This window comes from Thermoactinomyces sp. CICC 23799, assembly GCF_016055145.1.
Classification (GTDB): Bacteria; Bacillota; Bacilli; order Thermoactinomycetales; family Thermoactinomycetaceae; genus Thermoactinomyces; species Thermoactinomyces intermedius.
Window position 1 is genome coordinate 1 of record NZ_JAECVV010000014.1, and the last position, 23,972, is coordinate 23,972.

Consider the following 23,972-nt stretch of genomic DNA (forward strand, 5'->3'; position numbering starts at 1 on the left):
CTGAGCCAGGATCAAACTCTCCAAAAAAGTTTGATATGAACTCTCAAGAATTAACGAGTCATGTCTTCACTCTTCAGTTTTCAAGGAACACTTCATTTCACTTTGTTTGTGCCGCTCTCTCGCGGCGACAGATACTATCCTAACATCTTCACGGAAGTTTGTCAACAAAAAAATAAAAAAATATTTCCGTTCTCAATAAAACCATTCATACTCATTGAAATCACGGGCGAAGCAGATGATTGCTTCGCCCGAAAAAATCCGGAATCCTCGCCATCATTCCCTTTCTACCGCTGTGGTGGCCACCTCCAATTCTTTTTGCAATTGATCATGATATTTCTTCATCTCATCCTCTGTCCAGCCAAACTCATCTTTCATCATTTGAAGCACGGAGTCTTTCCATTGATGCACCCAATCAATTTGGAACAACAGAATGCCGGTCCTGCGAATGAAAAAATCGGCAGGAGTCGCAACAGACTCTTCCAAAATCCCGTATTTGAGCATCCCGTAAACTTCCGGAGCCAATTGGTACCGGGAAGCCGCCTCTTTTCCTTTCTCCACATAACGATAAACCTGATCCACGTTGCTGCCATATCGTTGAACAAGTTCTTCCGCCGCCTGAGCAGATAAACCGATCGCTTCCCCGGCTTTTTTCTTCGCTTCCAAAAAGGCTTGCCATTGATCGGAACCGCCGACCTCCCCACCGGAAATGCGGATGCGGTCGGTATGGCAGGGTTTCAGCTGATAACCCTCTTCTTCCGTCAATTCCTTCGCCACCAAATCAACGGTTCTTTCCGCCATTTTCCGGTAACCGGTCAATTTCCCCCCCGCGATGGTGATCAATCCGGACGGGGAACGGAAAATCTCATCTTTTCGCGAAATCTCCGAAGGAGACTTTCCTTCTTCATGAATCAACGGACGGATCCCCGCCCAACTGGATTCGACATCATCTTTTGTCAGCCGGATGTCGGGAAACATGAAGTTGGCTGCATTCAAAAGGTAATCCCTGTCTTCTTCCGTCACCCGCGGATGGGCCAAATCGCCGGAATAATCCGTGTCAGTTGTGCCAATGTATGTTTTCCCGTCCCGCGGAATGGCAAATACCATTCTCCCGTCCGGGGTGTCAAAGTAAACAGCTTGCCGCAACGGGAACCGTCCCTGATCCACCACCAGGTGAACCCCTTTGGTCCAATGCAGGGTTTTCCCTTTTTTGGACCCGTCTTTTTCACGAATTTCATCGCACCACGGTCCGGTTGCGTTGACAATTTTTTTAGCGTAAATTTGATAAATTTCCCCATTCAACAAATCCCGCACTTGAACGCCGGCCAACTTCCCGTCTTGATACAGCAATTCCTCGGCTTTCATGTAGTTGAAAGCATCCACCCCGTATTCGACGGCTTTTTTCAAAACTTCCAAGGTCAGGCGCGCATCATCGGTCCGGTACTCCACATAATAGGCGCTTCCCTTTAATCCTTCTTTTCGCAGCAAGGGTTCTTTTTCCAGCGTTTCTTCCCGGTTCAACATTTGCCGGCGCTCACTCTTTTTCACCCCCGCCAGATAATCGTAAAGCCAAATCCCGATGGAGCTGGCCAGTTTTCCGTATGTCCCGCCTTGGATGACCGGCAGCAACATCCACTCGGGCCGGGTCACATGCGGACCATTTTCATAAACAATCGCCCGCTCTCTCCCCACCTCTTTCACCAGACGGACTTCCAATTGCTTCAAATACCGCAATCCTCCGTGCACCAATTTGGTGGAACGGCTCGATGTCCCTGCCGCAAAATCCTGCATCTCGATCAAGACGGTGTTCAAACCGCGGGTTTTTGCATCCAACGCAATGCCCGCGCCGGTAATCCCCCCGCCGATCACCAAAAGATCTATTTCCCGGGAAAGGACATCCTTGATTTTTTGTTCCCGGTTCAACACAGAAAAAGCTCCGCTCACGGTGATTTCCTCCTTTTTAAAAAAATAACAGCCGTAAAAACCCCTGTGCCCGATACGGCAAAGGAGTTTCAAGGCTGTTCTCCAGATCTCATCCGTTTATTAACTTATATCCAAATTAATCCGCTGTTTTAAATGCTCGGGTTGCTTCAACCGCTTTTCTCCAATTATTATACCACCGGGTCCGTGTTTTGTCATCCATATTGGATTGGAACGCACGATCGATCACCCAATTTTCGTCAATTTCCTTCTTGCTTTTCCAAAAACCGACAGAAAGACCCGCCAAGTAAGCCGCTCCCAAAGCTGTGGTTTCAAGGACAAGCGGTCTTTCGACAGGAACATCCAACAGATCGCTTTGGAACTGCATCAAAAAGTTATTGACGGAAGCCCCGCCGTCCACACGAAGTTTTTTCAGCCGGATTTGCGCATCTTCTTCCATGACATTGAGCACATCTTTGGTTTGGTAAGCCAACGACTCCAGCGTGGCCCTGACAAAATGTGCACGGGTCGTTCCCCTTGTCAGTCCGAAGACAGCTCCCCGGGCATCGGAATCCCAGTAAGGCGTTCCCAACCCCACAAATGCCGGAACCACATAAACCCCTCCGGTCGAATCCACTTCTTTGGCCATGGCTTCGCTTTCTCCGGCATCATCGATCAGCTTTAATCCGTCCCGCAGCCATTGGATGGCGGATCCGGAAACAAAAATACTTCCTTCCAGCGCGTACTCCACTTTGCCGTCCAAACCCCAGGCAATCGTGGTCAGCAGCCCGTGATTGGATGACACGGCATTTTCTCCCGTGTGCATCAGCATGAAGCAACCGGTTCCATAAGTGTTTTTGGCCATTCCCGGTTCAAAACAAGCCTGTCCGAAGAGGGCGGCCTGTTGATCCCCGGCGATACCGGATACAGGCACTTCTTCCCCAAAGAACAAGGATTTTTCCGTCACCGTATACACTTCCGAAGAGGAACGCACTTCCGGCAGCATCTTCTCCGGAATGTCCAAAATGGAAAGCAAATCCGGATCCCATTTTAAATCATAAATATTGTACATCAATGTCCGGGAAGCATTGGAATAATCGGTTACATGCGCCCGTCCGCCTGACAACTTCCAGACCAGCCAGGTGTCAATGGTGCCAAACAGCAAGTCTCCTCTTTCCGCTTTTTCCCGTGCCCCTTCGACATGATCCAAAATCCACTTGACCTTGGTCCCGGAAAAGTAAGGATCAATGAGAAGACCGGTTTTCTTCCGGAATAAGTCGGCATATCCTTTTTGATTCAATTCCTCGCAGATGGAAGCCGTTTGCCTCGATTGCCATACGATCGCCGGGTAGACCGGATTTCCCGTCTTTTTGTCCCAGACCACCGTCGTTTCCCGCTGGTTGGTGATGCCGATGGCGGCAATCTCTGAAGCGGACACGGAGGATTTCGCCAACAGTTCGGCAATCACGCTTTGGACCGAGCTCCAGATCTCCATGGCGTCATGTTCCACCCAGCCGGGATGAGGAAAATATTGTTGGAATTCTTTTTGCGCCATGTGAACCATTTTGCCTTGCCGGTCAAACAAAATCGCCCGTGAACTGGTTGTTCCCTGATCGATCGCCAATACATATTTTTTCGTCACTTTCCAATCACCTCATTTAAACGCTAAAACAGAATCTGATAAGTCCATGCGGCAACGATTCCGCCAATCACCGGTCCGACGACCGGCACCCACGCATATCCCCAATTGGAATCCCCTTTTCCGGGAATCGGCAAAAGAAAATGGGCAAGACGGGGACCCAAATCACGAGCCGGGTTAATCGCATAACCCGTGGCCCCTCCGAGAGAAATCCCGATCGCCACAATCAAAAAACCGACAATCAGGTTTTTTAATCCGTCGGCAAACGCCATTCCTTCCGCGCCCATCACCAGCAAAATAAAAACCAAGAAAAATGTCCCAATCATCTCACTAATCAAATTAAAAAATAAATTCGGAATGGCCGGGGCCGTGGAAAAAACAGACAACTTTGCAGCAGGGTCATCCGTTTGTTCCCAATGCGGATAATAGAAAAGCCAGACAATCACCGCTCCCAAAAAGGCACCGATCATCTGGGCCGCGATATATGACGGAACCTGGCTCCAAAGAAACTTGCCGGCCACGGCCAAGCTGATGGTCAATGCCGGATTCAAATGGGCACCGCTGATGTCTCCTGCCACATAAGCTCCCAACATCACCGCAAAACCCCATCCAAACACAATGACAATCCAACCGGAGCCATGGGAAAACGTTTTCTTCAAATTGACTCCGGCGCACACCCCTCCTCCAAAAACAATCAGGATCATGGTTCCAATGAGTTCAGCCGTAAACGGTGTCATCCAATCCATACGCTCCTTTTCCCCGAGATGCCAAAAAAACAAAAAGAATCACTAAAAACCTTTTTCCACAACCGTTAGAAAAAAGGACGTCGTGATTCTCCCTGTCTCATCACTGGTATGCCTGATTAACTTTTTATTCACGAAAACGATTTCATACTTATTATAAATTAATGTTTTTTATAAATCAATTTCTTTTTAATTAATTTTATTCCATATCTTTTGTTCAGAGGTCGTGATCGCAACGGCTCCGGCCTGTAATGCCTCCCGGGCTTCCTCAACGGTCCGGATCAATCCCCCGGCCAGAATCGGTACGTTGGTATTGTCGGAAATTTCCCGGATGATATGGGGGATGATTCCGGGCAAGACTTCAATGTAATCCGGCTGGAACGATTGAATCAGCCGGTAGCTGGTGTTTAATGCATGCGAATCCAACAGAAAAATGCGTTGAATCGCGATCAACGATCTTTTTTTGGCCATTTGGATCACCGGCGTCCGCGTGGAGATCAATCCGGCCGGTTTGACTTTTTGGCACAGATATTCCGCGCCGTATTCATCACTTCTCAACCCCTGAACCAGATCAACATGCAACAGCACTTTCTTTTGATGGCGCCGTGCCAGTTTCATTAAAGCCGTCAGCTGAGCGATGTGGCTGTTTAACAGAATGACATATTCAAAGTCGGTTTCCATCAGCTTTTCAAATTCCTTGATATTATTGGCTGCCGGCAATATTTTCTGATTGTTGAAATGCTCCATGCTTGACACCTTCTTGTTTCAAATTGTTCTTCATAAACGCTCAAACCGAAACGGGCTCCAGGGTTTCAAAAAATCGAGCAAAAACAACTCTTGTTCCTCAATCCGGCCCACCACATTGGTCCGGCCGTCATTTTTCATCGGTTTTAAGGCGATTTGCAGCTCTCCTTTGTATTGGCCGTAATGATCGTTGTCAATCAAAATATCCCCCCGGCGGATTTCCCGGGTGTTGTGCGGGGGAAAAGAGGCATGTTTATATTTTACACGACTTCCGGTGGAACGGATCATGTATTCGGAAACATCGCCCCGGTATACATGGGGTTCCTCCAACACAATTTTTCTCTCCAAAGGCGTGGCACCCTCACACATGTTCACCGTAAACGCCGGGATTTCCGGAGTGATTTGGCTGAGCTTTTTCAACTCTTCTTCCGACGCATAAGCATTGCCGATGATCACGTCATCAATCCACCCGGTCATAAAAAGGTGTTTGGCTTGAATTTCGACCGGCAGTTCCCGGTGCATTTCCAAGGTGCACAATCCTTCCGCAATCTCTCTCGGCCCCAGGGTGGCGCTTTGTGAACTGACAAAGGCAGCCGTCGGGATCCCCAAGGCTTTAAAAGCGGAACTGGTCCGGGCGAAATGATCATAGGACAACCCGGTATAACGATGAGGATAAAAATTGTGGCAACCGGTCAATTGTTCTTTGTTGGGTTGGTAACTGAGAATCTGGTCAATGGACCGGGTTCCCTGGCTCATGTTGATCTCGATCTTGATGCCGTACGGATTATAAGTCATCATGGCCTCTTCCTGCCCGGAAAAGCCCAGGTCCAGCCGGATTCCGGCCACCCCCCAGTCATGAAATAAAGACAAATCATCCGCCCGGACCCCGAGGTTGGCAAACACGCGCGGATTGACATCGATATACACTTCCATTCCCAGCCGTTTTGCATACGCAATCGTTTGTTTCAATTGTTCCTGCTTGGCACCGTCTTGCTCATTCAGCGAAATGAAACACGTAAACACCCGGGAAAATCCGTATTTGGCCGCCATCTCCAAATAAGCACGGTCTTTTTCAAACGTGGTGCGCCCGGGATATAAAGAAATCCCCAATCGTTTCAATGATTTCCCCACCTTTTATGCTTTCAGCTTTTTGATGATCCGGATCATCCGTTCAATCAATTTTTGCTCACTCATCGCCGTCATCAAATGGTCTTGCGCATGAATCAATAATAACGTTTTTTCCTTCAAGGCTCCATTCAGTTCCGCCTGAATCAGCTTGGTTTGCAATTGATGCGCAACTGCCAACTCTTTATCCGCCTCTTGAATCAACTTCTCCGCTCTTTCAAAATCGAAATCTTCTGCCGCTTCCAGCGACTCAAAAGCAAGTCCGCGTGCGTTTCCCGCGTGCAATATGATTTCAAAAATTTCTTGTTCCAATTTACAATAACTCCTTTTTAATCATTTCGATCACACTCGGGGCTCCCATTGGCGTATATCCCGTGGAAGGAATGAGTTGCACCTTTTTATTGAGCTTTTTGCCGATATTGGAAAGCGAAACAAACCGGTGTCGGATTTGCGGGGCAACCAAGGCCATGTCATAATCGGGCAATTCATTTTCCAGCTCATGGGCACCGATCGCTTTCAAGGTGAGCGGCAACCCTTGTTTTTCCGCTTCCAACTGAATCGCTTTCAAAACAATCGCGCTGGACATGCCTCCTGCGCACACAATCAACACTTTCATTCCGAATCCTCTCCTTTTAACGGCACAAAATAACCTCTTTTTTCCAGTTCATCACCTTATTTACCTTTAATCTACTAGAATTGATAAAAAAAGTCTATTCATATATTTTACAAATTATTTCATATAATTTTGTCTGCAGAGACCGCCATCCCGGCCCCCGCCGCCCATGTCAATGAGAACAACCACCTCCTTTTGACAAAATGCGGTTTTAAAAATAAAAAAGAAAAAATATTCTGATATATATATGTTATAATATTTATAACCATTTGAATATCATTCTTTTACAAAAGGAGGGCGTACATGGATCGGTTTTTAAACTGGATTGAAACCAAATGGATGCCTCCTTTCGCCAAACTCTCGGAATTGCGTCATTTAAGGGCCATTCGCGACGGAATCATCGCAACGCTTCCTCTCATCATCATCGGTTCCCTTTTTTTAATCATCGCCTCTCCTCCCGTTCCTTCGCTCGAAGCCATGGTCAAACCTTACGCGGAAAACATTTTGATTCCTTACCGGCTGACTTTGGGGTTGATGGCTTTATATGCCTCGTTCAGCATGGGATACAGCCTGGCCCGTTCTTACAATCTGGACGGCATCACCGGCGGATTGCTCAGTGCCGCCACGTTTATCATGGCAACCCTTCCCGTTAACCTGGATCATCTTCTCCCGGAAAACGAAGCACTGGGATGGTTGCTTCCCGTCAGCAAAATGGGCGGCTCCGGATTGTTCATGTCGATCATCGCCATGTTCATCGCCGTGGAAACCATGCACTGGTTGAAAAAATCGGGTTTCTCCATCAAGATGCCGGAATCCGTTCCTTCCTCCGTGTCCCGGTCATTTGAAGCATTGATTCCGGCAGCATGCATTATTTTGCTCATGTGGATCATTCGCGTTTGGCTGGAAATCGACTTGCACAATGTGTTGCTGAAACTCTTTTCGCCCCTGGTTCACTTTGCAGGAAACACATTTTTGGGGGCCGTGATTCCGGTTGTTTTTATCATGCTGTTGTGGTGTGCCGGGATCCACGGGGTGGCGGTGGTGGGAACTGTTTTACATCCCATCTGGTTTGCCCTTTTGGATGAAAATGCGGCCGCGGCGGCAGCCGGACAGGCGTTGCCCAACATGATCGTGGAACCGTTTTATCAATGGTTTGTCTGGATCGGCGGTTCGGGAACCACACTCTCACTCTGTGTGTTGCTCTTATTTTCAAAATCTTCTTATCTCAGGCAAGTCGGCCGTTTTTCCATCGTCCCCGGCCTGTTTAACATCAACGAACCGGTCATTTTCGGCGTTCCCATCGTCATGAACCCTCTCCTTGTGATTCCGGCCATTCTCGCACCGCTTGCCTGTACCGTCACCACCTATCTCGCTTTCTCCTTGGACTGGATCCAACGCATTTCCATATTGGCTCCGTGGACCCTTCCCGCCCCGTTTGGCGCTTATGTGGCCACCGGGGGAGATTGGCGGGCCATTCTCCTGGTTTTTGTCAACATTTTACTGTCCGGGCTCATTTATTACCCGTTCTTCAAAGCATATGAAAAGAAAATGCTCACCGAAGAACATGCAACAACCTGAAAAAAAAAGTGAGAGAAGAAAACTTTTCTTCTCTCACTTTGTGCCTCATTTTCCCTGCGTCCACTCTTTGACTTTGTCCGGATGATTTTCCACCCATTTTTCTGCTGCTTTGTCGGGGCTCATGCCATTGTGGATATCGGACATCACTTCCTGCATATCCTCTTTCGTCCAATGGAAACGATCGAGGATCCGGTACACCTCCGGCTTGTCTTCTTTCAAGCCTTTCCGGACGATCGTATGGATGGATTCTTCCCCGCCATACATTTTTTTCGGGTCTTCCAAAAACTTCAGGTCGAAATCGGCAAATTTCCAGTGTGGCTGCCATCCGGTCACCACAATCCATTCCTTTTTCTGAATGGCTTTGGACAATTCGGCAGACATGGTGGCATCCGAACCATTGATCAATTGATAATCCAATCCGTATTGATCAATCACTTTTTCCGTTGTTTGCATCATGGAAGCCCCGGGGTCGATCCCGACAATTCTGCCTTTGAATTGATCTTTATATTGATTCAGCTCTGTAATCGAATTGGCTTTGACATACGAAGGAACCACCAGTCCGACCCGCGCTCCTTTCAAATTGGGGCCCAGATCGACATATTGCCCTTTGAATTGGTCTGCAATCACTTTGGATGTCACCGGGAACCAACCCGCCACATGGGCATCCACATCCCCCTGAGCCACGCCCTGCCACATCGGGGTTGCCTGGGTTTCCACCAGATCGACTTCAAAACCTTGTTTCTCCAGGACTTTTTTCACGACATTGGTGCTGGCGATTTCCGATTCCCAACTGACATATGCCAATGTCACTTTCTCTTTGCCGCCTCCAAAATCAGCATAAGCGGCAATCACCATGCCCAAAAACACCAGGATCGCCAAAACGGACATCCATTTGCGGACCGGGAATTTTTTCTTCCTGTTTCCACCGGATGGCACTGTCTTCGCTTTCCCCAGATTTTGTGTCATCCGGTCCAACACAATCGCGATGATGACAATCGCCAGTCCGGCTTCAAACCCCAAACCGACTTGCAGCCGGGAGATCGATTCAAGCACGATCTCACCAAGCCCTCCGGCTCCAATCATGGAACTGATGACCACCATGGATAAGGAGAGCATAATGGTTTGGTTGATCCCGGCCAGGATGGTCGGCTTCGCAAGCGGAACCTCCACTTTGACCAAACGTTGCCAGGAAGTGGAACCAAAAGCATTAGCCGCTTCTTTCAACTCTTTGGACACCTGGCGCAATCCCAAGCTGGTCATGCGGATGGTCGGCGGCATGGCAAACACCACCGAAGCAATCACCGCGGGCACGGCCCCCAGGGCAAAGAAGAAAACCGCGGGAATCAAATAAACAAACGCCGGCATCGTCTGCATGAAATCGAGAATCGGGGTGACAACCTGTTTGACCCGGTCACTTCGCCCGGCCCATAATCCGAGCGGGATTCCGATGACGATCGAAATCAGCGTCGAAGTCAAGACCAGGGCAAGGGTTTCCACGCTGGTTTCCCATAACCCCAAATCATAGATCAGCAAAAAGCCCACCAGCGCAAAGACGGCAATCCTCAGCCGGCTTAACAACCACACCAGTAAGGTCAGCAACAAGATGGTCACCAAGGGTGGCGTGACTGATAAAACCCGTTCAAAGAAATCGGTGATCGGTGTAATAATGCCTTGAATAATATGAAATAAGGGCGCAAAATACTCTTGCATCCATTTAATCAACGCATCAACCCAGTCGGCAAGAGGGAGTTTCGGCAATTTCATTCGCTGTCCCCTCCTTGCCCGGCGAGTGCCGCCCAGACGGCGCCACGCCCCACAATTCCCAACACACGGTCTTCGTCATCGACAACAACGGCCGGGATGGTGGCATCTGCGTGTTGCCCCATTTCGGACACGATCGTTTGCAAAGGGGTATCTTTTTTCACTTTCACAACATCTTTCACCAAGATATCTTCCACTTTCTTTTCTTTTTTGAAGGCTTCTTTCACCTGATCAGCGGTGACCATGCCTTTAAAATAACGCTTGCGGTCAACCACCACCAACGTGGGAATCCCTTTGTCCCGCATTTTCTTTCCTGCCACACGGATTCCGTCTTTTCCGAGAACGATGGTTTCCGCCTTGCGCATCACCGTTTCGGCGGTCAGGACTTTCCCCAGGTTGACATCTTCCACAAACCGTTCCACATAGGCATCGGCAGGGTTGGTCAGGATCTCTTCAGGTGTGCCGATTTGCACAATTTCCCCATGGCGCATCAACACGATCCGGTCTCCGATACGCAATGCTTCATCCAAATCATGCGTGATAAATATGACGGTTTTATTCATCGAACGTTGCAGATCGACAAGCTCTTCCTGCATCTCTTTGCGAATCAAGGGATCCAATGCACTGAAAGCTTCGTCCATCAGCAAAATCTCCGGATCATTGGCCAGTGCCCTGGCCAACCCGACCCGTTGCTGCATTCCGCCGCTCAATTGGTTGGGATAACTGTCAGCCCAGCTTTCCAAACCGACCAACTTCAGGCTTTCCATGGCTTTTTCTCTCCGTTCGGCAGCGGAAATCCCTTGAATCTCCAACCCGAACTCAACATTTTCAATCACGGTGCGATGGGGGAACAAAGCGAATTTCTGAAAGACCATGCTGATTTTTTTTCGCCGCAGTTCCCGCAATTGCTCCGCATTCATTTCGACAATGTTTTCATTGTCGATCAAAACCTGCCCCGAAGTCGGTTCAATCAGACGGTTCAACATCCTGAGAAGCGTCGATTTCCCGCTTCCGGACAATCCCATGATCACAAAAATTTCTCCGCTTTCCACGGCGAAGTTCGCCTGGTTTACGCCAACCGTGGCGCCGGTCGCCTTGAAAATTTCTTCTTTCCCTTTCCCTTCCTTCAGCATTTTCAAAGCTTTCTTCGTTGACTTGCCAAAGATCTTCGTGAGATTTTTCACTTCAATTTGGTAGTTCAAAACTTCCCCTCCAATCTTGCTTTGTTATTTATTTCCCTAAAACCGATCTTTTAAACAGGTTTTTAATGATGAATTAAAAAAATTACGGCTATATTAGTATAATTTTAAAAACTTAACCTTGATTTTGTTTTTAAGCAAAAAAAACAAGACGTTCGTGTATAACGCCTTGCCCATGAGAACAGAAAAAACTCATGATGGGATATTGGTCAATCCAATTCCGGGTAAAATAAAATTTTTGCATATTCCATCTCTTTATTTATGATTTTTTTAAACACATCCGGTCCCTCTCTGAGTGCCAGGCGATGAGAAATGATTGGATGAACATTAATTTTCCCTGTACTCATATAGTGAAGGGTGGTTATCCACTCTTTGCCTGGAAACGGAGAAGAAACGGCATTCCATGATCCATATATCGTCAGTTCGTTACGTACGATTTTTTCAAAATAAAACCGGTCCAAATGAACATCTTCATATGGGATTCCCATCAATACAACTTTTCCACCTTTCCTGGGCAATGCCAACACTTGAGCCGAAGTGACCGGCGCCCCGGCCGTTTCAACAGCCACGTCCACCCCACGTCCACGGGTATATTCCATGATTTGCTCCTGTGGTGGTGAATCCATTGAATGAATTAAAACATCCGCACCCACTTTATTTGCAATTTTCAGTTTTTTATCATCGATATCAATAGCATATACCTTTTTGGCACCGAAAATTTTGGCCCATTGCACGGCAAGCAGGCCAATGCTTCCAACACCTGCAATGGCAACTTCGTCTCCAGGCTTGATATTGGTCCGGTAAAATCCATGTGCGACCACAGAAGATGGTTCCACTAATGCCGCAGTATCAAAGTCCAAATGATCCGGGAGATGAATTAAATGACTGGACGGCAATTTCACGTATTCGGCATATGCTCCCGGATGACGTGCCCCCATGACCGTCAATTTCTCACATTGCGACGGCGCCCCTCTTCTGCAGCTTTCGCATTCCCCACATACAAAGGCGGGACAAGCTGCAACACGATCACCCGCTTTGAATCCTTTGACACCCGCTCCGGTTTCTTGGACTATCCCGGCAAATTCATGACCAAAAGTCATCCCCTTTACATAGGGCCCAAGCTTCTTATACCGGGAAATATCTGAACCGCAGATCCCGACGGCTTTCACTTTAATGATGACATCATCAGGATGTTGGATGACGGGTTCAGGTGAATATTCAAATCGCAGATCCTGCACCCCGTACAAATTCAGAGTTTTCAATTTTTCATCCCCTCAAACCGTTTCTATTTCCTTGCTCACAAAATGATTATTCTGCCGGAGTCAACAATACTTTGATCGCTTCCCCGCTTTTTATGGCATGGTACGCTTCATCCCATTGTGTAATTTTAAATTCATGGGTGACCAAACTTTTTGCGTCTACTTTTCCATCCTTCAGCAATGCAAGCGATGGTTCCCAATCGGCAGGTTTCTGACTTCTGCTTCCGATGACGACGATTTCTTTTTGAATGATTTTCTCAAGATCAAATTTAACTTCAGGTTGTATAAAAAGTCCAACTTGTACGTATTTCCCTTTCTTGTGCAACAAATCGAGACCTTGCCTGGCTGCCGGCACCGCCCCGGAACATTCCAATACAACATCAACTCCGAAACCGTTCGTCATCTGATCTACCAGTTGTTTAACATCGTCTTCCTCTATGTTCACTGCCACATCCACACCGAGTTGAACGGCTTTTTCCAAACGTGTTTTGTCACTTTCCAATCCGGTTATGATCACCTTTGCTCCACGGCTTTTCGCAACTTGAGCAGCCAACAGGCCAATGGGCCCCGGACCGGTTACAACAACCCAATCCCCCCCGCAAATATCAGCCTTGCTGATGGCATGGTGAATGCATGCCAACGGTTCCGTCAAAGCTGCCGAACGAAAATCGACATTATCCGGAATTTTATGAATACTTTCTTTCCGTGTGATCAAATACTTTGCAAACCCGCCGTCCTGATGGGTTCCCAATCCCTTTCGTTGTTTGCACAAATTATAGTCACCGGACTTACAATACAAGCATCTGCCACATATATCATAGGTCGTTTCAGAAGTTACACGATCTCCGACTTTCCATTCAGTCACTCCTTCCCCAACTTCCGTCACGACCCCCGCAAACTCATGCCCCAAAGTAACGGGCACTCCGACTTTGTAATGTCCTTCATACGTATGAATATCCGATCCGCATATTCCCGCATATTTTACTTCTATTTTTACTTGTCCTTTCCCGGGTTTTGGTTCCGGTTTCTCCTGAATTTCAAGATTTCCGAATCCAAGGGCTGTTTTGACCAATGCTTTCATAAAACAACCTCCTTCATTCATTGAAGCCCCAGGCTTAACTTAATGAAATAACGCAAACCATTTCCAAATCAGCCAGTTAACCAAATTTCCACCCTGATCAATACTTGACACCATTGATGAATTCTCCGGCATATTAACATTTGCAGCTGTTGCCATTTCAGTAAACACCGGAGCGATGTTGGTTGCCATATACAGGGACAAAGCGATCATGACCGTACCAACAATGACCGAATGGATCAAGTTCCCCCTTGCAGCCCCGACAATAAACGCCGTGATAAAAGGAATGGTTGCCAAATCCCCAAAGGGCAGTACGGCATTTCCCGGCAAGATAACGGCAATAAATACGGTGATGGGAGTTAAAATTAATGCAGTTGCTATCACGGAAGGATGTCCCAATAATACAGCTGCATCAAGCCCGATATAAATTTCCCTCTCCCCAAATCGTTTGGTCAGCCATTGACGGGCGGATTCAGATACCGGCATCAGACCTTCCATCAAAATCTTTACCATGCGAGGCATTAAAATCATGACGGCAGCCATGGATATCCCGATTTTAATAATTTCTCCAATGCTGTAACCAGCCAATGCACCAATCACGGCTCCCAGTATCAGGCCCACTACCATGGAATCCCCAAATATCCCAAAGTGTTTTTGAATGCGATCCGGATCTGCATGCAAATTTTTCAACCCGGGAATGTTTTGGATCCATTTGACCAACCAAATGCCCGGAGCATAAGAAATTGTACTTCCGGTAGCCACCGAAATGCCCGACATTTCATAAAAATCCCGGACCATCGGTGCAGTCCAATCCGCTACTTTCAGACAGACAATTTGGAATAATACAGCCGCCATCAACCCTTGCACAACACTTCCCGAAACCGTATAAACCACAGCCGCCATAAAAGTGTAATGCCAATAGTTCCAGATATCGACATTCATGGTTTTGGTTGTTTTGGTAATTAACATAATGACATTTACAAACAAGCCGAGCGGAATAATAAATGCTGCAACCATTGATGCCCAAGCAATCGATGATGTCGCCGGCCAACCCACATCAATAACATTTAATTTTATCCCCAATCGATCGACCATGGATTGTGCAGCAGGTCCTAAATTTTGAGTTAACAAATCGACAACCAGAAAAATGCCAACAAATGCAACTCCGATGGTCAAGCCGGAGCGAAAAGCTTTTCCAGGCTTTTGACCAAAGAAAAGACCCAAAATAAAAATGGCTGCCGGAAGGATGACTGTCGCTCCCAAATCCAGAAAACCCCGTACAAAATGGACAAAAGCTTGCATCCCTTTTTACCTCCGTAAATACAGAGTGCTCTCAGACACGAATACAAAGAAGCCTGAGAAATCCACTCTGTAATCAAATTATTTTGTTAATTCCATCAAAATTTGTTGCTTGGTTTCTTCCACTCCTATGCCCGTCAAAAAAGCGCGCGCATTGATCACCGGAAAGGGATATTCTTTTTTGGTCATTGCTGTTGTGATTAATAAATCTGCACGGTCTTCATAAGAACCAACTTCAGCAATCTTGATTTGAATAATATCAATATCCAAGTTATGTTCTCTTGCCATCTCCTCAATCACTTTGTTCACTACAGTCGATGTTGCAATGCCTGCACCACATGCAACCAACACCATTTTTTTGGCCATTTTTTCACCTCCTTCTATTGAAGATCCAGTTCTTTTTTCATTACTTTTTTAATCGTGTTCTTGTCCTCTGCGCGAACAATCTCTTCTAATATTTCCTTTTTTCCGAATATTTTTGTTAATTTTTGCAGGAGGATAAGTTGAGAATCGGCTTCATCCATCACAAGCATAAACACAATTTTCACGGAAACAGTATGATGATCTTCTCCCATGACACCAAAATCGACCGGCTTTTTTAAAACTGCAATGCTCATTGCTTTTCCCTTGACATGCTCTTTGTCAGTATGTGGAATGGCGACGGAAACACCGGCTGTGGGAAGTCCGGTGGCAAACTGGTTTTCCCGTTGAATCACCGCATGGACAAAACTTTTCTTGACAAGTCCCTTACGAACAAGTTGATCTGCCATAATTTTCAGCACCTCTTCCTTTGTCTCTCCTTCAATATCCAGCAGGATGATCGATTCATCCAAAAACAACTCACACATGTACCCACTCTCCTCCTTCTTGTTTAATCCGCCGAATAAAGCCTGATGATTTTATAAATTTGATCAACAGAATCAGCTTGAATCAGCCGCTTTCGATCTTCATCCGAACCGGCTAACTTCATCAGTTGCATCAATGCGTGGAGGTGCTGATGCTTGTCCTTGGCCGCAATGATAATAATTAAATGAATTTGATACTCTTGTGCATAACAAACTCCGTCTTTCACGCGTAACAAGCTCATGCCCACATCTATTACACCATCTTCGGGCGCTGCATGTGGAATCGCAATATCCGGACCAATCACTATATACGGATCCTGCTTGCAATATCGAATAATGGCATCTATATATCCCGGGGTAATTTTTCTTTTTTTTAAAAGTGGTTCTGCCCCTATCTGAATGGCTTTTTCCCATGAGTCCACAGAATCAGCCAATGTGATCATCTCCGGAGTCAACAATTCATTCAAATTCAGTTCATGCTGATCATGAGGAGGAATCAAGATCGCTAAATTCTCATCCCGGTCAATATATTTCCCCAATTCTTCTTTCAAAGAGGGTTTGTCATGAATGGTTGCATAGTCGGAGATAATCTGCATGACACGGTCCAAATCAATAGAATTCGGAATGTAACCATGTATCTCCAACATCACTTGTTTCCTTAATCGCTGCTTCTCTTGTTTTCCCAGAAAAGCCTTGGTCAAAAAAAGTTTTTTGTCCGTCTCCAAACGAACGGAAGAAAAAACCAAATCAAATTCGAGGGAATAATTCATAAATTCACGAACAGACAAATAATCCAAAAAGATTATTTCCGGAAATAATTCTCTTAGCTCATGAAACATCAGCTTTGAAACAGATACTCCTTGAGGGCAGACAACCACGGCCTTTATTTTTCTATCAATGCTCTTTCCTTGTTTTTTCATCCATCCGCCAATGAGCATCGCAATATATGTGGTCTCATTTCCGGGAATTTCACATCCGATCAATTCTTTTAAAGGCGTTGTGGCTTGCCTGACAAGATGATGCAACTCCCTGAATTCCTTACTGAACGCACCTTGAAAATGAAAGTGATCCGTCAGTTGATATTTGATCCGGTAATAAGCCGGCTTGATATGTTGCAACAATTGCTCGATCAGCTGCTCGCGATCTTCAAGATAAATGCATGCACTTTTTTCAAATTGCCTCAACATCTTGTCAACGGCTTGAACTAAATCAGGAATGCTTTCATCGGGAGTCAAATCTGATGAAAAAACATTGGTTGATAAAAGATGTAAGGTTATAAACAGACGATCGGTTTCGGGAATATCCTGATAACCCTTTAATATTTCTTCGGTTGCTTGATACTCTTTGGTATTGGATAACTCTTCATATGCGATGGAAAAGGGATCAATAAAATTCCCCCGTTGAATCCGTCTCAGAATGAAAATCAAAATATAAGGCATCATCCTCAATTTTTCGTCCGTAAATTTCAAATTCAATTTACTTTCCACTTTTTCAATACGTTTTTCAAACTCTTCCAATTGACTGTTTTGGATTCCGGTAATTTTTCTTAACCAGTCCTCCCCGTGAATTGTCTGCAGAAGGTGATTGGTTCTATGGATGAGCAACCTGCGAATTTGAAATTCCTTTCCCTCCAATACGTACCCTTTCTTTCTTGAGTAACGGACCTTTAAACCATACTCGCACAGAATTCTTTGTACCTTTTTCAAATCATGAAGGATCGTGTTTTTGCTAACATTCAAATAATAAGAAAAATATTTGAGGGACAGCTCTTCTTCGGATCCGAGAAGCATCATAATGATCAGGGAAATCCGTTGTTCTTCGGTGATCCGGGTTGGATTAAACAATAATGTAGCATTTTCAATGCTGTGAAATGTTGTGTAAACAGACTGACTGATCACAAAATTACCTTGCCGTGTTCTTTCGATCACCGGAAGGTGATTTGTCATCAGCCATTCATTAATTTTGTCCATGCTGTATCCCAACTGTCTTTTTGTTAAACGGAACTTCTTTTCCAACTCTGCACTCGTCACATTCGGGTTACTTAATAGTTCATCAAAAATCCGCTTACACCGTTTGTTTAAATCCAACTTATCTCCTCCCTCTACATTTATTGAAACATTATCCACATACAAAATGGAACCCTATTGCATCTCAATGGAATGGATAGTTGTTGTACAATGTTGTGATTTACAGTAGCAATCAAAATGACCAAAGGATTTCCACCAGAAAAAGTTGGAAAACAGATATTTAATGAAAAAAAGCCTGAAAAAGGCACCTGATTTGTCATCTTTTTCAGGCTTTGCAGAACCTAGATGTGTCTTTTAAATATAAATATAATGAAATACATAACAAAGGATGTTACACACAAGGAAAACAAATTTATAAAAATATTTGTTCTGTGTTTGAGAAGCTTGAATATCAGCTGATAAATTCCAATACCGATGACACCCCCGAGTGTATTGGCCAAGATATCCGTGAAATCACTTCTTCCAATCGCCAAAACAAATTGAATGATTTCAAATGACAAAGTAAAACCAACGATGGCTGACACTTTTTTCGAAAAAGACCACTCACTTTTCAACATGCAAATATAAATACCCAAGGGTATAAAAATTCTTATATTGCTATATACCTCAGAAAAAAGAGACTGATGAAACGGAATCAAATTAATGACCCGCACTCTTTCTATATAATCAAGAGAAAACTGTAATTTAAAAAGAACCAACCACACAAGCGCAAATACATAAACAGTGAATAATCCGAATGTAAACTTTTTACTTCCCAATGTTTCTCCTCCTGATTCGTATTTTTCTTTTGTTTTCCTCGGAACGATCAAAAATGCTGTGATTTTCAACCGATAAAACCATTTTTTGATTCAAAAAAAATCTCGTACCCTCAGCATGAAGTCTACCTGAAGGAACGAGTCGTTTTTTTAATGTTTCGTTGATCATTTCTTAAGAAAACACGGGAATTTCCTTAATGTTTTCTTAAGTCTGCCTTGGCATGGCGGGGAGCTCCACCGTAAATGAAGTATGTGTTTTATCACTGTCTGCATAAAGGCGCCCGCCGTGTAAAGTCACGATTTCTTTTGCAATCGCCAATCCAAGTCCCGCTCCCCCTTTGCCGGAGGAGCGGGCGTCATCAATCCGATAGAATTTGTCAAATATGGCATCCAGTTTACTTTTAGGAATACTCCCGGCATTTTTAAACTCGATCGAAACCATATCCCCGCATCGACCGGCGGTAATGTCAATGACGCTGTTGTCCTCACTGTATGCCACGGCGTTTTTCAAAATGTTGTTAAAGACCCTGGCAAGTTTATCGGGATCGGCGTATACCGTCAAATCGTCCGGAGCATGAATAACAACCTGTTTCCCATTCACGGCCAGCTGGGGGTAAAATTCATCGGTTATTTGCACCAGCATGTAGTACAGGTCAATGTGCTTTTTTTCAAGTTTAATCGTTTGGAGATTATATCGCGTGATCTCAAAAAACTCGTCGATTAACCGTTCGAGGTGAATGGCTTTGTCCAATGTAATACGAATATACTTTTCCTGTTGCTCTGCCGGCATGTCTGACGCCTCATCAAGCAGGCTCAAATAACCGATAATGGATGTCAGGGGAGTTTTAATATCATGTGCCAAGTACATGACAAAGTCATTTTTCCTTTGTTCGGCAAGCTTCGCCTCCTGCTCCCGCTTTTCCAGTGTCAGTTTTAATGTGTTCAGTTTCTGTTCCAAAAACTCCATTTCCGGAGAAAGTTCAATTTGTTTATCCTCTTTTTGGATAAGTATATCAATGCCGTTATTTATCTCGTTGAAGTATTTCGCGAATTTCGACAGCATGATACGGCACAGAATCAGAACCGTAACAGCAATCGTCACATACATAATGATGGTAATATTGTTCCGTATGGTATATTGATATATTAACATCGCGTCCTGACGCTCTAAGTAAAAACTGTTTTCCAAAAAACGTACGATCCACTCCCCGGTTCTCCACCGCATGAGTTCACGCAAATAAAAAACAAATACAATTGCAGCGATCACAATTACAAGGATATACAGGAATAGTTTGCGTTTTAATTTGTAATAATCGTTATTTTTCTCACTCAAATTTTATAACCAACTCCCCATACGGTTTTGATATATTTCGGATTATCAATGGAGTCATTCATTTTTTTGCGCAATTGCCGGATATGCACGGTGATGGTATTGCTGCTCTTGCTGAAGTATTCGTCTCCCCATATCTCATGAAACAACTGCTCAGAACTAACCACCTTTCCTTTGTTTTCACAAAGAATGCGCAGGATTGAAAACTCAGTAGGGGTGAGGGATAACGGTTTCTCGTTCAAAAAGCACTCATGCGTGTCTATATTCATGACAATGCCGGCGTGAACTATAACATTTTCTTTTTGCTCTGTTACTCCATTGTATTTTTTGTATCGGCGCAACTGCGCTTTGACGCGTGCAATTAACTCAAGCGGGCGAAAGGGCTTTGTGATATAATCGTCTGCACCGATCGTAAGACCCGTCACCTTGTCCACTTCCGCATCTTTTGCGGTCAGCAGAATAATGGGGTAATTGTGATTGTCCCTGATTTTTTGGCAGATTTCAAGGCCGCTTGTGCCAGGAAGCATGATGTCCAATATGGCAAGATCCAGGTCAGTCTCATCGATACATTTCAACGCTTCTTTGGCAGTGTAGCATTTGAAAACGGTATAATTCTCATTTTTCAGGTATAACTCAACCAAATCAGCAATTTCACGTTCATCATCCACAACAAGTATTTTATCACTCACAGTTACCAACCCATTCTCCTCTCAACACATATAAACAGTTTGATTTTCCTGTTTACTGAAACCCCGGTTGATGACTCTGTTGAAATTCATTTATCTGTTATTGTCCCACTATATTTTAATTCATATACGATTAGACGTATATCTTAAAGTAAGACAATGGATATAAAATCAGAAATCCATTGTTTGCAAAAACACATCAAGGATGTAAAAAAACCTTGCGCAACCGGAATTTCATTGATGAACCCCAATTTAGTCCTCTTTTTGATGGTTCCCGACAATGGGGAAATCAAAATACGTATCAGGGTAAGGCTCGTTTCTTAATACGTAGTGCCACCATTCGTATTCGTAAGCTTCAAATCCGCTGTTTTCCATGATTGAACGTAACAACCGGCGGTTTTTCGCCTCAATGCTTGAAATTTTTTTTGAGGTGTGATGTGAGCGTTCATCCATAAAATCGAAACTGCTTCCCATGGGGACAAGTTCACCGGTATCCAACTGATAAAGCGTAAGATCAATTGCACTTCCACGGCTGTGGCTTGATAATGGCGCAACATATCCCTTTGTGATTAATTCGGATCGCTCGATATTCGGATAATATCTTTCTTTGGTAAGATTGTCTTCCGGTAGTTCGGACCAACGTAAAAAGCATTCCACCGCCCTTTGGGGCCGATAGCCGTCCCACAACAGCAAACCATACCCGAGAGCTTCTGCTTGTTTTTGTGCCTTTCGCAACGCAAGGGCTAAGTCATAAGTTCCCACGATGCGATTAACTTCATATCCGTCTACCGGTTTCCCTGTGAAATTGTCCCATGTAGCATATTTGGCATCCCAGCGAACTCCGTGCAAAATTTCATCCAAAAATATAAATCCTTTTTCCATACTTATCACCTCTTTAATGCCAATTCGATCAGACGGTCAATCAATTCCGGAAGTTTGATGCCAGCAGCATCCATCATACGGGGATACCGGCTGTACGATGTGAATCCGGGCAAGGTATTGACTTCGTTTAGGACAATGCGGCCGTTGTTTTGTAAGAACATGTCAACACGGGCAAGACCTCTGCACCCAAGCACTCTGTATATTTTTTTTTCCGTTTCACGAATCCGTTCCCGATCTTCTACCGACAAGTCTGCCGGAATGGTTATCACTGCATTTTCAGAACCTTTCTCCGGCTCGGCTTCCTGATGAATACGAAAGATACCGTATTGCAGCGTGATTTGATCCACCTCGCCAACCATCAGCTCGGAACCGTTTCCCAGTACGGCACAACCAACCTCATATCCCATTACAGCTTGCTCAATCAGGATTTTGCTGTCATATTCTCCAGCCAATTGAATGGCATCGTTTAATTCGTCCGCACAATAGACTTTTTTTACACCGTAGGATGAACCGGAACGTGCCGGCTTGACAAAAACAGGATAGGACAAAACATCCGCATCCAACAGATCATCCTTATGGATCACCCTGAATTCCGGAGTAGCGATGCCGGCATTTTTGGCTATGATATATGTCAGCGATTTATCCATACAAATTGCTGAGCTTTGAATATCACAGCCCACATACGGGATTCCGGACAATTCAAAAAGACCTTGTATCGATCCATCCTCACCCGACTTGCCGTGCAAAACCGAAAATGCTGCATCTACGTGTTGAATTTCATATTCATTGTTCTTTTGTACAAGCAATCCATGCATTTTTTTATCCGGCGACAGCACGGCGGAACAGCAATTGCCACTTTCCCATTCCACACCAGGTTTTTCGCACATTTTCCAAGTTCCGGATCGGGTGATTCCAATGTAAATGGGCTCGTATTTTTCCGTGTCAATGTTGTTGGCAATCTCGACCGCAGATTTTACCGACACATCATGTTCCTCTGAGCATCCGCCAAACAAGACGGCGATCTTTAATCTAGACAAGTGCCTCTCTCCTCTCAAATTCCAAACAATTTAATATTGTCTTTTCAACGGTTTCATACAATGCCCGTTCCGTGTAGTACGCCGTATGCGGCGTGATGATCACATTCGGCATCTTTTGCAGCTTAAGTATGAATGGATGATCTATTGATTTTCGTGAATGATCAAAATAGAAAAATCCTTCCTCACCTTCCAACACATCCAACGCTGCTCCGCCCAACTTACCATTCTCCAACGCTTGAATCAGAGCATTGGTATCCAGAAGCGCCCCCCGCGCTGTATTAATTAGAAATGCGCCTTGCTTCATGGCATTAATCTGTTCGCGACCGATCATATGGTATGTGTCCGCGTTAAGTGGTACATGAATGGTAATCAGGTCGCTATTTTGCAGCAACTCATTGAAGGACACATAATTTGCCGCCACCTCTTGGCTGTGACCATACGCCAGTATACGACATCCAAACCCGTGCAGCCGCTCAATCACGGCTTTGCCTATACGACCGGTTCCCAATACACCAACAGTCATGTCACGCAGCTCTTTGCCACGGACATGATCCAATCTGAAATCATGCTTTTCCACACGACTCATAACGGATTTGGCTTTACGTATAGCCATCAGCATCAACATCAACGTATAATCGGCAACACTATCCGGTGAATATCTCACGTTTCCGACAGTGATTCCCAAACTTTCTGCTGCCTGAATGTCGATATGGTTGCAACCAATGCTTCGAGTTGAGATATACTTAACGCCGCAATCCTTTAATGCGATTAGAACGCGTTTGGAAATCTCAGATTTGTGTCCAACACTGATGCATTGATTTCCCCGGGACAATGTTGCATTGGTTTCTGAGACGGCAGAGCTTGTAATGGTAGGGATGACACCAAAACGTGGAGAAAGTTCTTTGAAAACCTCAGCCTCATCTCTTTCACATCCATAAATGGTGATGCCGATCTTTTTCATGCTTTCACCTCTTTTCCGTCAATCATTTTTCTCTCCATGACAACTGATTATCTAATCCTTTTCTTTTGTTTCTCTTTATGTTGTCGTGATAACAACCTGACGATCCACATACGCCTTTCATCCAATGATGGCCTTCTGTTGAAATTCCCCATGTATTCATAACTATCCTGAGGAGATAAACAGATCTTTTTAAGTCGTGACATTTATGCGGCTATGGAACAGTCATTCCTCTACCTGGCCTTTCACATAAAACAGCTCGTTCCCACGGCATTAAGTCTACCGAAAAGGAACGAGCTGTTTTTTAGTATTATATTGATAATTTCTTAAGAAAAAATAGAGATAACCTTGATGTTTTCCTAATACGTACGGTCTCAAATGGATTTAAAAGAATATCAAAAAACCCTCTTAAGCAGTTTGCTTAAGAGGGTTCAGGATGTTTGATTGCCTGGCAACGACCTACTCTCCCAGGGGTCATCCCCAAGTACCATCGGCGC

Annotated in this window: 21 protein-coding genes and 1 pseudogene; 1 reads left to right on the plus strand and 21 read right to left on the minus strand. The window is 45.0% G+C overall.

Going from position 1 to position 23,972, the window contains the following annotated elements; all coding sequences use genetic code 11:
* Window positions 1–273 precede the first annotated feature (273 nt).
* From I8U21_RS14445 to I8U21_RS14475, 7 genes and pseudogenes are all read right to left on the minus strand, one after another.
* On the minus strand, window positions 274–1,941 hold the full coding sequence (locus tag I8U21_RS14445) for a glycerol-3-phosphate dehydrogenase/oxidase (protein WP_198054175.1): 1,668 nt from the start codon (window positions 1,939–1,941) through the stop codon (window positions 274–276).
* A gap of 115 nt (window positions 1,942–2,056) precedes the next feature.
* The gene (gene glpK / locus I8U21_RS14450; RefSeq protein ID WP_181730691.1) at window positions 2,057–3,559 is read right to left on the minus strand and encodes a glycerol kinase GlpK; all 1,503 of its coding nucleotides are present in this window, start codon (window positions 3,557–3,559) and stop codon (window positions 2,057–2,059) included.
* Between the two features lie 26 nt (window positions 3,560–3,585).
* Window positions 3,586–4,293 (minus strand): annotated as a pseudogene (locus tag I8U21_RS14455) (MIP/aquaporin family protein); the annotation flags it as partial.
* Between the two features lie 195 nt (window positions 4,294–4,488).
* Entirely contained in the window at window positions 4,489–5,046 is a 558-nt protein-coding gene (locus I8U21_RS14460; protein WP_037997090.1) for a glycerol-3-phosphate responsive antiterminator, read from the minus strand.
* 30 nt (window positions 5,047–5,076) lie between these two features.
* Window positions 5,077–6,162 (minus strand): DUF871 domain-containing protein, encoded by a 1,086-nt coding sequence (locus I8U21_RS14465; RefSeq protein ID WP_181730692.1) that lies wholly within the window; start codon window positions 6,160–6,162, stop codon window positions 5,077–5,079.
* Window positions 6,163–6,177: 15 nt separating this feature from the next.
* On the minus strand, window positions 6,178–6,480 hold the full coding sequence (locus I8U21_RS14470; RefSeq protein WP_198054176.1) for a PTS lactose/cellobiose transporter subunit IIA: 303 nt from the start codon (window positions 6,478–6,480) through the stop codon (window positions 6,178–6,180).
* A gap of 1 nt (window position 6,481) precedes the next feature.
* Complete coding sequence (locus I8U21_RS14475) at window positions 6,482–6,784, minus strand: PTS sugar transporter subunit IIB (protein ID WP_181730694.1); 303 nt, start codon at window positions 6,782–6,784, stop codon at window positions 6,482–6,484.
* Between the two features lie 300 nt (window positions 6,785–7,084).
* Between I8U21_RS14475 and I8U21_RS14480 the strand changes: the two genes are divergently transcribed.
* On the plus strand, window positions 7,085–8,359 hold the full coding sequence (locus tag I8U21_RS14480) for a PTS sugar transporter subunit IIC (protein ID WP_198054177.1): 1,275 nt from the start codon (window positions 7,085–7,087) through the stop codon (window positions 8,357–8,359).
* 45 nt (window positions 8,360–8,404) lie between these two features.
* Here the strand turns inward: I8U21_RS14480 and I8U21_RS14485 are convergent, their stop codons facing one another.
* The 14 genes from I8U21_RS14485 to vanH form a co-directional block, all read right to left on the minus strand.
* On the minus strand, window positions 8,405–10,123 hold the full coding sequence (locus tag I8U21_RS14485) for an ABC transporter permease/substrate binding protein (RefSeq protein WP_198054178.1): 1,719 nt from the start codon (window positions 10,121–10,123) through the stop codon (window positions 8,405–8,407).
* Window positions 10,120–11,253: a quaternary amine ABC transporter ATP-binding protein gene (locus I8U21_RS14490; protein ID WP_181731196.1), complete on the minus strand. Its 1,134-nt coding sequence runs from the start codon at window positions 11,251–11,253 to the stop codon at window positions 10,120–10,122. The genes I8U21_RS14485 and I8U21_RS14490 overlap by 4 nt, the downstream gene beginning before the upstream one ends.
* A 275-nt stretch (window positions 11,254–11,528) precedes the next feature.
* Window positions 11,529–12,581, minus strand: a complete 1,053-nt coding sequence (locus I8U21_RS14495) for a galactitol-1-phosphate 5-dehydrogenase (protein ID WP_198054179.1) — start codon at window positions 12,579–12,581, stop codon at window positions 11,529–11,531.
* A gap of 46 nt (window positions 12,582–12,627) precedes the next feature.
* Window positions 12,628–13,659 (minus strand): zinc-binding dehydrogenase, encoded by a 1,032-nt coding sequence (locus I8U21_RS14500; protein WP_198054180.1) that lies wholly within the window; start codon window positions 13,657–13,659, stop codon window positions 12,628–12,630.
* Between the two features lie 39 nt (window positions 13,660–13,698).
* Window positions 13,699–14,958, minus strand: a complete 1,260-nt coding sequence (locus I8U21_RS14505) for a galactitol-specific PTS transporter subunit IIC (protein ID WP_198054181.1) — start codon at window positions 14,956–14,958, stop codon at window positions 13,699–13,701.
* A gap of 78 nt (window positions 14,959–15,036) precedes the next feature.
* Entirely contained in the window at window positions 15,037–15,321 is a 285-nt protein-coding gene (locus I8U21_RS14510) for a PTS sugar transporter subunit IIB (protein WP_181730700.1), read from the minus strand.
* 14 nt (window positions 15,322–15,335) lie between these two features.
* Entirely contained in the window at window positions 15,336–15,803 is a 468-nt protein-coding gene (locus I8U21_RS14515; RefSeq protein ID WP_198054182.1) for a PTS sugar transporter subunit IIA, read from the minus strand.
* A gap of 23 nt (window positions 15,804–15,826) precedes the next feature.
* Window positions 15,827–17,887: a BglG family transcription antiterminator gene (locus I8U21_RS14520; protein WP_198054183.1), complete on the minus strand. Its 2,061-nt coding sequence runs from the start codon at window positions 17,885–17,887 to the stop codon at window positions 15,827–15,829.
* A gap of 221 nt (window positions 17,888–18,108) precedes the next feature.
* On the minus strand, window positions 18,109–18,585 hold the full coding sequence (locus I8U21_RS14525; RefSeq protein WP_181730703.1) for a VanZ family protein: 477 nt from the start codon (window positions 18,583–18,585) through the stop codon (window positions 18,109–18,111).
* Between the two features lie 202 nt (window positions 18,586–18,787).
* On the minus strand, window positions 18,788–19,915 hold the full coding sequence (vanS, locus tag I8U21_RS14530) for a vancomycin resistance histidine kinase VanS (protein WP_037997104.1): 1,128 nt from the start codon (window positions 19,913–19,915) through the stop codon (window positions 18,788–18,790).
* Complete coding sequence (gene vanR, locus I8U21_RS14535; protein ID WP_198054185.1) at window positions 19,912–20,601, minus strand: VanR-ABDEGLN family response regulator transcription factor; 690 nt, start codon at window positions 20,599–20,601, stop codon at window positions 19,912–19,914. The genes vanS and vanR overlap by 4 nt, the downstream gene beginning before the upstream one ends.
* Window positions 20,602–20,850: 249 nt before the next feature.
* On the minus strand, window positions 20,851–21,480 hold the full coding sequence (vanX, locus tag I8U21_RS14540) for a D-Ala-D-Ala dipeptidase VanX (RefSeq protein WP_181730704.1): 630 nt from the start codon (window positions 21,478–21,480) through the stop codon (window positions 20,851–20,853).
* 5 nt (window positions 21,481–21,485) lie between these two features.
* The gene (vanA, locus tag I8U21_RS14545; protein WP_198054184.1) at window positions 21,486–22,517 is read right to left on the minus strand and encodes a D-alanine--(R)-lactate ligase; all 1,032 of its coding nucleotides are present in this window, start codon (window positions 22,515–22,517) and stop codon (window positions 21,486–21,488) included.
* The gene (gene vanH / locus I8U21_RS14550) at window positions 22,510–23,478 is read right to left on the minus strand and encodes a D-lactate dehydrogenase VanH (protein ID WP_037997109.1); all 969 of its coding nucleotides are present in this window, start codon (window positions 23,476–23,478) and stop codon (window positions 22,510–22,512) included. Before vanH ends, vanA begins: the two co-directional genes overlap by 8 nt.
* Window positions 23,479–23,972 lie beyond the last annotated feature (494 nt).

Excerpts from the sequence above, each read along its gene's own strand:
- I8U21_RS14460 (WP_037997090.1), bottom strand. The coding sequence starts at position 5,046 with ATGGAGCATTTCAACAATCAGAAAATATTGCCGGCAGCCAATAATATC.
- I8U21_RS14475 (WP_181730694.1), bottom strand. The coding sequence starts at position 6,784 with ATGAAAGTGTTGATTGTGTGCGCAGGAGGCATGTCCAGCGCGATTGTT.
- I8U21_RS14480 (WP_198054177.1), top strand. The coding sequence starts at position 7,085 with ATGGATCGGTTTTTAAACTGGATTGAAACCAAATGGATGCCTCCTTTC.
- I8U21_RS14485 (WP_198054178.1), bottom strand. The coding sequence starts at position 10,123 with ATGAAATTGCCGAAACTCCCTCTTGCCGACTGGGTTGATGCGTTGATT.
- I8U21_RS14490 (WP_181731196.1), bottom strand. The coding sequence starts at position 11,253 with ATGCTGAAGGAAGGGAAAGGGAAAGAAGAAATTTTCAAGGCGACCGGC.
- I8U21_RS14500 (WP_198054180.1), bottom strand. The coding sequence starts at position 13,659 with ATGAAAGCATTGGTCAAAACAGCCCTTGGATTCGGAAATCTTGAAATT.
- I8U21_RS14505 (WP_198054181.1), bottom strand. The coding sequence starts at position 14,958 with ATGCAAGCTTTTGTCCATTTTGTACGGGGTTTTCTGGATTTGGGAGCG.
- I8U21_RS14510 (WP_181730700.1), bottom strand. The coding sequence starts at position 15,321 with ATGGCCAAAAAAATGGTGTTGGTTGCATGTGGTGCAGGCATTGCAACA.
- I8U21_RS14515 (WP_198054182.1), bottom strand. The coding sequence starts at position 15,803 with ATGTGTGAGTTGTTTTTGGATGAATCGATCATCCTGCTGGATATTGAA.
- vanX (WP_181730704.1), bottom strand. The coding sequence starts at position 21,480 with ATGGAAAAAGGATTTATATTTTTGGATGAAATTTTGCACGGAGTTCGC.
- vanH (WP_037997109.1), bottom strand. The coding sequence starts at position 23,478 with ATGAAAAAGATCGGCATCACCATTTATGGATGTGAAAGAGATGAGGCT.